Source organism: Parabacteroides sp. AT13 (assembly GCF_002272965.1).
Classification (GTDB): Bacteria; Bacteroidota; Bacteroidia; order Bacteroidales; family Tannerellaceae; genus Parabacteroides; species Parabacteroides distasonis.
This window is the reverse complement of the sequence record NZ_NQMH01000001.1, coordinates 2,464,900-2,476,544: the sequence shown is the minus strand read 5'-3', so window position 1 is coordinate 2,476,544 and position 11,645 is coordinate 2,464,900. Positions and strand designations below refer to the sequence as shown.

5 protein-coding genes are annotated in these 11,645 nt (G+C 45.4%); 3 read left to right on the top strand and 2 right to left on the bottom strand.

What is annotated here, in order from left to right; genetic code table 11:
• Positions 1 to 177: 177 nt before the first annotated feature.
• On the bottom strand, positions 178 to 1,884 hold the full coding sequence (locus CI959_RS10275; protein ID WP_057316841.1) for a RagB/SusD family nutrient uptake outer membrane protein: 1,707 nt from the start codon (positions 1,882 to 1,884) through the stop codon (positions 178 to 180).
• A gap of 15 nt (positions 1,885 to 1,899) precedes the next feature.
• Positions 1,900 to 4,962 (bottom strand): SusC/RagA family TonB-linked outer membrane protein, encoded by a 3,063-nt coding sequence (locus tag CI959_RS10270; protein WP_005861306.1) that lies wholly within the window; start codon positions 4,960 to 4,962, stop codon positions 1,900 to 1,902.
• 374 nt (positions 4,963 to 5,336) lie between these two features.
• Here CI959_RS10270 and CI959_RS10265 point away from each other — a divergent pair, with 374 nt between their 5' ends.
• The 3 genes from CI959_RS10265 (at position 5,337) to CI959_RS10255 (ending at position 11,363) form a co-directional block, all read left to right on the top strand.
• A complete protein-coding gene (locus tag CI959_RS10265; RefSeq protein WP_005866924.1) occupies positions 5,337 to 6,188 on the top strand; it encodes an MBL fold metallo-hydrolase in 852 nt (283 codons plus the stop codon).
• Between the two features lie 295 nt (positions 6,189 to 6,483).
• The gene (locus tag CI959_RS10260) at positions 6,484 to 8,805 is read left to right on the top strand and encodes a glycoside hydrolase family 20 protein (protein WP_008773854.1); all 2,322 of its coding nucleotides are present in this window, start codon (positions 6,484 to 6,486) and stop codon (positions 8,803 to 8,805) included.
• Positions 8,806 to 8,879: 74 nt separating this feature from the next.
• Entirely contained in the window at positions 8,880 to 11,363 is a 2,484-nt protein-coding gene (locus CI959_RS10255; RefSeq protein WP_057316842.1) for a S9 family peptidase, read from the top strand.
• The last annotated feature ends 282 nt before the right edge of the window (positions 11,364 to 11,645 follow it).

Here is an 11,645-nt window from a genome sequence, read left to right as displayed (position 1 = left end):
CAAAATTATATGCCGGAAAACGCAGTAGTACTTACTTCGTCTACGAATATATACTTATTTGCCCGATGAAGTATATATTCTCCAGTCAAGTAAGTACTACTGCGTTTTCCACGCCATATCAGAAAAAGGAGGTATGCCTCTGCAACATACCTCCTTTTTTATATTAAGTTTAACTTATTAATATCCCGGGTTCTGTTCCAACAACGGGTTCGCACCCAATGACAATTGATGCAATGGATAACGATTGTATTTCTCATCGTTCGTAGCCTTATGATCCCACCAATCCTCTGTCACATATGCGTCCCAACGGATCAAGTCCGTACGACGACGGGCCTCGCGCAAGAACTCTTGCATCCATTCCTTCAGCATACGGTATTTATCCAAATTGGCAGCGGTAACAGGATCCGGGTCGTTTCCACCCTCGAAGTTACGCTTACGGATGGAGTTGATGATATCGGCCGCACCATTCTTATCGCCCAAACGCATCTTACATTCCGCCAAAGTATAATAGATCTCTGTCAGACGAATTACAGGACAATCTGGGTTGAAACGTTCCTTGAACTCATCTTGATTAGGCAGAGGACTAAATTTAAGAACACGCACGCCTGAGTTCTCCTCTGCATCGGCAATCGTAGAAGTCAGATCCTTAAGACTGGCTACCGTATTGCCCACCTGGCTGATATGAGCGATCTGGTCTACGACATTCAAGACCTTGCCGGCATACTCGCGGGCACCCAGACATTTATACTCGGGGAAATCCGGGTTTTGCAACTCACCAACGATAAACATACCACGGTATTTGCGACCACCCTCATATACATACTGCTGCTTACGGATATCCTTGTCGTTGAATGTCTCGTATGGATTACCTACGTTAAACTTATACAAGTTACCCTCCGGATCGCGACTAGGGCATAGGCAAAGCCCATTATTACCACTAGCATCCTGCAAGCCCCCTAAGAAATCCTTGAAATTATAAGGAAGAGTGAAGGCAGTCAAACCACCATCCGTCTCACCTTTGGCATTCTCGGAAGGTACTGTCCAGATAATCTCCGAGCAAGTCTCATTACCCCAACCAAAGATCTCGGTGAAATGGTTGGCCAATTTATACTGACCATACTTTCCATCGATAATATCCTGACAAATCTTAGCGGCCTCCTCATACATCGGTTTATTGATATACGATTCAGCGTTGAAATACAAACGAACCTTCAAAGCCGCAGCCACAGCACGATGGATAACGTTCGTCTCGGGTGCTCCCAAGGTCTCCTTCAACGGAAGATTCGGCATAGATACATCCAACAAGGAGTCGATAAAATGGAAAGTCTCCACATCTGTAGCACGAGCCTTCACATCCTCCTTCGTAGATGTGTAAAGAGGCATACCACCAAACATGTCCAAACCATCCAAATAAAAAGAGGCAGCCAATACGTTCAACTGATTAATCATTGATACACGATCCTCCTCAGTCAAACCCACCGATACGAAATCAATATTCTCCAAATCCTCCAAGGCACTCCACGACTGAGCCACACCCATCGTCGTCAAGTCCCATCCATCCTTCATCGGGCTCATATCATCCATAAAATGATGATGATGCATGTTCTGATAAACGGCGCCATCAAACCAGTCATTACCACGAGTAGGCACACACATAGCATCAGTTCCCACTTCCATCAAGCGCACACGAGCGTCGTTATGAGCTACCCACCAACGCCAATGCGTAAAAGGACGATTAAAACGCGACCAAACCGCGTCTGCATTCGTATAATACGTGTCGGGAACAACCTGCGAATAGAACGTAGGATCCACGTCACAAGAGGTACCCAGCAGCAAGCAAGCAGCTCCGGCTACCAACCAATTTGTTATCTTGCTAATTTTCATTTTCTTCTTACCTTTTTAGAATGTTACTTGAATACCTAACGTATAGGTGCGAACTATCGGATCACAGTTCCAAACCTTATCGACACCGCCTTCCCAACCGGTAATATTCACTTCCGGATTATGTCCGCTATATCCTGTAATAGTCGCTACATTGCCGACAGTTCCATATACACGCAGGCGCTCTGCCCATTTTGTATACTTACTCAACGCCAATGTATAACCTAACGTAATCGCATCAATTTTCAAGAACGAGCCATCCTCCAAGAAGTAGTCACAAAGCTGCTTCACGCCGCGAATGTCCTTATACTTCGGATCGTCAAGCGCCGGTTTCCAAAGATTCCACTGGCCGGCACCACTCTGTCCCTGGATACCCAAGTACATCGGATAAGTATTCAAGACATCGAAACCTATCCAACTACGCATATTAATACCCAAGTCAAAATTCTTATAGGTAAAGGTATTGTTCCATCCCATCATCACCTTAGGTAGATAATTACCGATATATTGTTTGTCGTCTACACTCTTTTGGGAAGCAGGTATAACCTCACCATCCTTATTGTACAAAAGGAAGTCTCCTTTATCGTCGAATCCAGCGAATTTCCACATATGGAACGCACCGATCTCTGCCCCCTCTTCAATACGAGAGGCATCGCCCGGCCATCCCGGTTCATCCATAGCGTTACCATCCATACGTGAATTGTTACCATACATCGTAAGGATCTTACCTGAGTTATGGCTCATATTCAAGCTGGAAGTCCAAGTGAAGTCCTTATTCTGGATGATGTCACCACCAACCTCGAACTCCCATCCTTTACTCTCCATCTCGCCAATGTTCTGCCATTGTTTGCCATTTGGATACGGTGGCTGTGGAACATTCACCTCGTAGATCATGCCATCGATTTTACGACGATAGTAATCGAACTTACCATACATACGGTTGCCAAAGAATGAGTAATCCACACCGATATTCCACTCTTTCTTCTCTTCCCATCCCAAATAAGGGTTCACGTTAGAGCTCGGTCCATAAACAAACGCCCAGCTACCACTCGGAAGCATCCAATATTGGTCGCGACTTAACGTATTAGCCATATAGGAAGCATCGAAGTCGTTATTACCGGTCACACCATAACCGAAACGGATCTTCAAGTCATTTACCCAATCAAACTCTTTCATGAATTCCTCACCAGATACACGCCAACCTCCAGACAACGCCCAGAAATTACCCCAACGGTTCTCTGCGGCAAACTTCGAGGAACCCTCATGGCGGATCGTAGCCGTTACCATATATTTATCATTATATGAATAATTGGCACGGGCATAAAGAGCGAACAAACGTTCCGTAATATCTTTTTTAGATCCCATCTTTGCCTTACCGTCGGTCAAATAAGATCCGGATTCCAAGTCCCAATACTTCAGGCCTTCTACACCGAAATCATAGTTCTCCGCATTGAAATTCTCTCCATTCTTCTCGAAATAAGAGTAACCGGCAACGGCATTTAAGCTATGACCTCCCTTAAATTCTTTCAGGTAAGTGAAGTAACCCTCAGAAGTAAGATGTTCGGTCTTCGAGAATTCCAATTTCGCCCAACCACCGCGGTTGTTTGTCACCTCCTCTCGGTGATAGCGAGAACGGAACTGGTGCAACTCCCACTGACGGTTCTCGTAACCCAATGTCTGAGAATAGCTCAAACCTTCAATCGGCTTGATGTTCAATTTCATCGTCACCTCAGGCTTAAACCATTTATCCAAGCCCTCGTAGTCGGAAAGCATACGATCCGCTACGATATTGTAGTCCAAAGTTTCTCCGGTCCATACGTTATATCCGCTCGGGCTTTCCGGGTCAAATGGGGAACGAGTCGGGTTATTATACAACGCCTGCTTGAAGTTTGCCTTCTTATCCTCATCCGATCCATCGGAAGTACGAGCAGTCTGACGATAATCCACGATCGGACGGATCTCTAACCAACCATCGAACAGCTTAAAGTTTGCATTCAAGCGTCCACCATAGTCCTTACGGTTATCCTTAATCGTGATGCCTTCGTTGGTCTCATAGAAGAAAGAGGTGTACACTTGTGCGTTCTCGGTACCTAGCTCCAAAGAGAGGTGATGTTTTTGCGAGAAGTTATCCTTCTGCAAAAGAGCGTCCCACCAATCAGCGTTCTGCCCGTAATCAATGATATTCACGTCCGTACGATTACGATACTCATCGGCGGTCATCATATCTGGACGGCCATAGTTTTGTTTCTTCGAAAGCTCAGTACTATAATTCAATTTTACTTTACCATTCGTGTTAGAACCACTCTTCGTTGTGATCAAGATCACACCCGAAGCAGCACGTGTACCATAGATCGCACCAGCGGAAGCATCTTTCAGCACATCGATAGATTTGATATCGTCTTGGTTCAAGGCACGAATATCACCTCCCGGAAAACCATCGACAACGATCAATGGAGCCTTACCAGAGTTGATAGAGGTCAAACCACGCAACTGGATCGTGGTCGTACCATTGGCACTACCATTATTTTGCAAGATCAAACCGCTGATCTTACCTTGCAAAGAGCTGGTGATATCGGCACCACCCACACCCTTCATCATATCGCCGGCAGACAATGAGGTAACGGAGCTGGTCACTTGCTTCTTCTCCATCGTACCGTAACCTACGACCACGACCTCTTCAAGAGCCTGGGAATCTTCCGACAACGTAACATTTATAACACTTTGACTGCCAACCGGGACTTCCTTGGTCGTGTAACCGATATAAGAGATTTCCAAAACAGCGTTTGCGGGCACATCTTGCAACGTAACCGAGCCGTTCATGTCGGTTACGTTACCGATAGTAGTTCCCTTGACCAACACGTTCGCGCCGATCAACTCACCCATTGAATCTGAAACCTTAACCGTAACAGTCTTACCATTTTGCATGACCGATTCAACATTCGGTCCGTAGTTGTGCGAGGGTTCCACAGCCGCCAATCCTTGAAAGGAGGCCATACATAGGAATCCCGTGGTAAGCATCATAACACTTGGTTTGAACAAGCTTAAACACAATTGCTTGCTCTTCTTACTACATTTTTCCATCTTTATTATTAAATGGTTATAATTAATTGAGATTAACAATATTCAAACACCAAAAACCTACTTTCTGCTATCTCTGAGCGCAGTCCCTAATAAAAATGACTAGCTAAAACGTTCGTTTAGACTAGTCGTCCGCGAAGTTAACCATTAATTTAAATTAAGCAACATTCATTTAAATCATTTTTCGATCCTATTAGTAATAAGACTTATAATCAATACATTACATCCAATATTAAAATTGTGTCAAATGCACTATCCCCATCCATCAAAATGACTAGTCTAAACCAACGTTTAAACCAGTCATTTTTACATTTATTATACTATTGAGTATGATAAAAACCATACCTTTACTCCCCCAAAGAAAGAATGCAGAAACCATGAAACTACAAATCATCGATACCGGCTACTTCTACGCCGACGGAGGCGCCATGTTCGGGGCCATTCCTAAAAGCGCTTGGAGCCGTCGCTATCCGAGCGACGAGACAAATGGTTGCGTGCTAGCCATGCGTAGCCTTGTCATAAAAACAGATGACGGACGCATCGTCCTAGTAGATAACGGAGCGGGAAATAAACACTTAAAACAACTAAGTTATTACCGCTTCTTCAACTTGATAGACCTCGGCACGGAACTACGAAACCGGGGAATTCAACCGGAGGAAATCACGGATGTTGTCCTCACTCATCTCCATTTCGATCATTGCGGTTATACCACGCAAAAGGATGAATCTACCGGACATTTATTTCTCTCATTCCCAAATGCGAACCACTGGGTTAGCCGCAAGCAATGGGAGAATTTCCTTCATCCGAACGCCTTGGAGAGAGATTCCTATTTCATCGAGAATATGCAAGCCGTCGCAGACGCTAATTCCTTACGGCTGCTAGATGCCGACACATCGATTTGCCCCACTATAGAGCTACGCCTGTACGATGGGCACACTCCGGGACAAATTGTTCCCTATATCCATACGGAGGACCGGACTTTTGTCTTTGCCGGGGATGTTATCCCCCTTGTAGCCAGCGTATCTCCGGAATGGATCTCGGCTTACGATACGTATCCGATCACGTCATACAACGAGAAACTGCGCATACTTGCTGAAGCCTCCCGAAAAGGGCAAGCGCTCATCTACTGCCATGACGCTTACATCCGCTGCACAACCGTAAAACGTGTGAATACATATTATAAGAAAGACAAGGAAATACCTCTCAAGAAGACGTTTCTTTTCCCTTAGTCCCTAGCCCTTTTCCCTTTAGACCTTAGGTGTTTCTTCCATATTCCTTAGACATTTCTTATAGAAGTATTCATTATCCACCAGCCGTTGCATGATCGTCCACCAACTGTTGGATGATCATGCAACAGCTGGTGGACGATCATGCACCAGTTGATAAATAGTCTATATATATAGACAAAATCCCTAAGGTTATCGCATCAAAAGTGTAAAAGCATTAGATAAAACGGCTAATTCTATTTATCTTTGGGCGGTGATACTGAATCAATTATTGTTTTACATTCTAAACTCTAAACACATGAACAGCCTAAGCAAACTAGCGCTCGTCCTGACATTTTGCACGGGAATGATCGCTTGCTCCGGTGGTAAGGCCGTAAAAGGAGATTACGGAGTAGTGCCTTTGCCACAAGAAGTAACATTGACGAACGGAAATCCTTTCGTCCTAAGTCCATCCACGAAGATATTTTATCCGGAGGGCAATGATAAGATGAAGAAGAACGCCGAGTTCCTCGCTTCTTATATCAAGGAAATCACGGGCTATGAATTAGCAACCGCTACCGGCCAGCCCGGTAAGGGGATCAGCCTCGTTATCGACCAAAGCATCCAGAATCCGGAAGGATATCAACTGACCGTTAGCGATAACGGGATACGGATCGCCGGAAGTACGGATGCCGGCGTATTTTATGGTATCCAGACATTACGTAAATCGATCCCGGCCACGGCCCAAGGGATGAACGTAGAATTACCGGCAGCTACCATCAACGACTATCCCCGTTTTGCCTATAGAGGCATGATGCTGGATGTCAGCCGCCATTTCTTCCCCGTGGATTCGGTAAAAACGTATCTCGATATCCTTGCCTTGCACAACCAAAATACGTTCCACTGGCATCTGTCCGATGACCAAGGTTGGCGTATCGAGATCAAGAAATATCCGGAATTGACACAGATCGGATCTAAACGCAAGGAAACCGTGATCGGCCATAACTCCGGAACATATGACGGAAAGGAATACGGGGGCTTCTATACACAAGACCAGATTCGCGATGTCATCAACTATGCCGCTGAACGCCATATCACGATCATCCCGGAAATCGATATGCCGGGACATCAATTGGCAGCCTTGGCTACTTACCCGGAACTGGGATGCACCGGGGGCCCTTATGACGTATGGGGCCAATGGGGAGTAGCCGACGACGTGATCTGCGCCGGAAACGAGAAATCCATGCAATTCCTAGAAGACGTATTGAGCGAGGTCATCGATCTTTTCCCGTCCGAATATATCCATGTAGGTGGTGATGAGTGCCCGAAGGTACGTTGGGAGAAATGCCCGAAATGCCAAGCTCGCATCAAGGCGGAAGGTATCAAGGGAGATAAGAAGCATTCCGCCGAGGAATATTTGCAAAGCTACGTGATCTCCCGCATGGAGAAATTCGTGGAGAGCAAAGGACGCCATATCATCGGCTGGGACGAGATCCTAGAAGGAGGCTTGGCCCCGAATGCCACGGTAATGAGCTGGAGAGGCATGGATGGAGGTATCGAGGCCGCCAAGCAAAAGCATAACGTGGTCATGACACCGAATACATATGTATATCTGGATTACTATCAATCAGCGGATACGGATCTTGAGCCCGAAGCTATCGGTGGTTACTTGCCGTTAGAGAAAGTATATTCTTTTGAGCCGACAGCCGGTATCTCTCCTGAAGACCAGAAGTACGTGATCGGGGCGCAAGCCAACCTCTGGACGGAATATATCCCGACCTTCTCACAGGTAGAATACATGATCATGCCCCGTATCGATGCCGTAGCCGATATCCAGTGGAGCGATCCGTCCAAGAAAGATTATCAGACGTTCCTGCCCCGTGTGGCCCGCATGACACAACTTTACGATCGCTTGGGATATAATTACGGAAAGCATATCTTCGATATTAACGCCTCCCTGACCACCAATACGGAGAACGGAACACTCGACATAGCCTTGACGAAGTTGGGTGAAGGAGATATCTATTATACGGTAGACGGTAGCGATCCTACGATCGCCAGCATCAAGTATGAAGGCCCGGTACAGATCAACCAAGATTGCGAATTCAAGGCGATCGTTGTCCGTCCGAACGGTACGAGCCGCATCTTCTCAGAAGATATCTTCTTCAATAAAGCGACGATGAAGCCCATCACCTTGAAAGAGCAACCCAGCAAAGGATACGTTTTCAACGGGGCACAGGTATTGGTAGACGGCTTACGTGGAGGTAGTAATTACAAGACCGGCCATTGGCTGGGTTTCCAAGGAAAAGACCTTGACGCCACGATCGATCTAAAGGAACCAACCGAAATCCAAAAGGTATCTTTCAATACGAATGTGGTGAAAGGTGACTGGATCATGGGAGCCTCCGCCGTAACCGTAAAGGTATCCGACGATGGCAAGAATTTCAAGGAAGTAGCTTCCAAGAAAATCCCGGAGCTAACCCAAAACGACAAGGACGGTTTATATCCCCAAGAGATATCCTTCGCCCCGGTAAAGGCCCGCTATGTCGAGGTTATCATCAACAGCAGCAAACTACCAAAATGGCACGGTGGCGCCGGAAGTCCCGCATTCTTGTTCGTAGATGAGATAGAAATCTTATAAGATAATGATACAGCGAGATGGCTGAGAGATACCCGCCATCTCGCTTTCTTATTTTAAACTAAATAACAAATATCATGATAAACAAAAACATCTTAATTCTTTCAGCCCTATGCTCCTGTTGCTCACTATGGGCGGATGAGGTTGTCGTGCGACATTATAATTATGCCGGCCCTTACGAGGTGAAGAAACCCTTCTTGGCAGATAGCCTGGATGTAAACAGTAAGAGATTCTCTGACAAGGAACTATTGAACACGACCGTTCCTTTCTGCAACCTTTCCCAAAGCGGACAAACCCTTGACGCGGCGTCTTCCGGAGAGCTGACCTTGCCAACCTCGGCCTCTTCCTACGCACTACATTTGGTTTCCTTCTACCTGAATAGTGACCGCTATACAAAAGGCACCTTAAGGATCAATGGCCCTGAGATTTCAGAAGTCTACGTGGATGGACAACCCATAAAACTAACCCAAGGAGAAGCCTCGTTGACCTTGGAGCCGCGACGCTATGAAATCGTAATTAAATATTTATCTGAGAGCCACAAAGAGAATGCCTTAAAAGCCTCATTCAACCCGGAAAAAGACGCGGTGGTAACCGCGACCGTCAATCCGGAGAAACGTTATACATTAAGTGATGTATTTGATGGTAAACGCATCCAATCCGCCAGCCTGTCCCCGAATGGAAAATTCATTATCGTCTCCTATCAAGAAACCTATCCCGGCGGAAAGCAGTCCTCATTTACCCAGATACTAGACAAGGCTACCGGTTCCGTATTGGTTGAGAACGGACAGAGCTTACGCTGGATGCCTAAAAGCAATCTGGCCTATTACACAAGGAAAGGGATGAAAGGCACGGAATTGGTGACCTTAGACCCTACCAGTAAAAAGGAGAACATCCTTGCCTGCCAATTGCCTGAAGGTTCTTTCAGCTTCGGGCCTACCGAGGACTATCTATTATTCTCCATACGGGAGAAAGGACCGCAAGAACGAAAAGAGATCCAAGAGATACTGGTGCCGGATGATCGCCAACCGGGATGGAGAAACCGTATGTTTATCCATAAATATGACCTGCGAACCGGATTGTTCCAACGGCTCACCTATGGACATACTTCTACTTACATCAACGATGTATCTCAAGACGGCCACTATCTGCTATTCAGTCGTAGGGAACCGAATTTAACGGAGCGTCCTTTCTCACGTACATATATATATAAGATGGATCTACGAACCATGCATGTGGATACCCTTATAAAAGGTGAGAAATTCGTAAGCCGTGCCGTTTTCTCCCCGGATGCCACCCAATTACTCGTTGACGCGTCTGGAGAGGCTTTCGATGGTATCGGATTAAAGATCAAAGAAGGACAGACATCGAATACGAGCGACGGGCAATTATTCCTATACAATATAACAGATAAAAGTATAAAGCCGCTTACGAAAGATTTTGACCCCTCTGTCGATTCCTACGAGTGGAACGCCCTCGATAAACAAATCTATATCATGGCGAAAGATAAGGACCGTGTTCGCATGTATAGTCTAAACCCGTCCAACGGAAAGATTAAGCAACTTCAAGCCAAGGAAGATGTCATCTCCGATTACTCCATCGCCAATCAAGCTTTCGAAATGGTTTATTTCGGATTAAGCGCTTCCAATTCCCAAAGGCTTTATACCTATAACTTGAAAAACGACGCCTCTTCCTGCTTGATCGATCTCTCCAAAGAGATCTTGAGAGACGTCACTTTAGGAGAAGTGCAAGATTGGAATTTCGTTTCCGCCCAAGGGGATACGATTTACGGCCGCTTCTATCTCCCTCCTCATTTTGATGCGACCAAGAAATATCCGATGATCGTGAATTATTACGGAGGAACAACCCCTACGGCCCGGGTGATGGAAAGCCGTTATCCTTCGCATGTATACGCCGGCTTAGGGTACATCGTCTACATCATACAGCCCAGTGGAGCGACTGGATTCGGCCAAGAGTTCTCCGCACGCCATGTCAACGCATGGGGTAAACTTACCGCTGACGAGATCATCGAAGGCACGAAAAAGTTCTGTGAGGAGCATCCTTTTGTCAACACGAAGAAAATCGGTTGCATGGGGGCTTCATACGGAGGTTTCATGACTCAATACCTACAAACAAAAACAGATATATTCGCAGCGGCCATGTCTCATGCGGGAATCAGCGACATCACCAGCTATTGGGGAGAAGGTTACTGGGGATATTCATACAGCTCGTTGGCTAGCGCTAACAGTTATCCATGGAATGCCCGGGATATGTACACTTTACAAAGTCCGCTGTTTAACGCAGACAAGATCAATACCCCGATCTTGTTCTTACATGGAACCGCAGACACGAATGTTCCGATTGGAGAGAGCATCCAGATGTTTACCGCATTAAAATTATTGGGTAAGCCTACAGCGTTTGTCCAGGTAGAAGGAGAGAACCACCATATACTGGATTATGAGAAACGTATCTTGTGGAATAACACAATTTACGCATGGTTCGCTAAGTGGTTGAAAGATCAACCGGAGTGGTGGGACGCATTATATCCTCCGAAAAGCCTATAAAAATCAAAATAGGTCACTCTATTCACATATATCTAAAGAGTATCTTTAATTAGATACTCTTTTTTATTTAAATACATTAGATAGTATTTATGAAACACCTTAGTCTCCGAAGAACTAAATCACTTTTCCGTTCAATATTTATTAATTATTATAAATATCTTAATAAATTATAGAACATACAACCTATGTAAACATCTGTTATGTCTAATTATACTATTTACAGCAAGCATTTTATTTTAATGGCTGTACGGCAAATATAAAGATATATTTGCAATAAACAAA

What these genes read in the sequence shown, in the direction of transcription:
- CI959_RS10270 (WP_005861306.1), bottom strand. Translation starts at nt 4,962, where the DNA reads ATGGAAAAATGTAGTAAGAAGAGCAAGCAATTGTGTTTAAGCTTGTTC.
- CI959_RS10265 (WP_005866924.1), top strand. Translation starts at nt 5,337, where the DNA reads ATGAAACTACAAATCATCGATACCGGCTACTTCTACGCCGACGGAGGC.
- CI959_RS10260 (WP_008773854.1), top strand. Translation starts at nt 6,484, where the DNA reads ATGAACAGCCTAAGCAAACTAGCGCTCGTCCTGACATTTTGCACGGGA.
- CI959_RS10275 (WP_057316841.1), bottom strand. Translation starts at nt 1,884, where the DNA reads ATGAAAATTAGCAAGATAACAAATTGGTTGGTAGCCGGAGCTGCTTGC.
- CI959_RS10255 (WP_057316842.1), top strand. Translation starts at nt 8,880, where the DNA reads ATGATAAACAAAAACATCTTAATTCTTTCAGCCCTATGCTCCTGTTGC.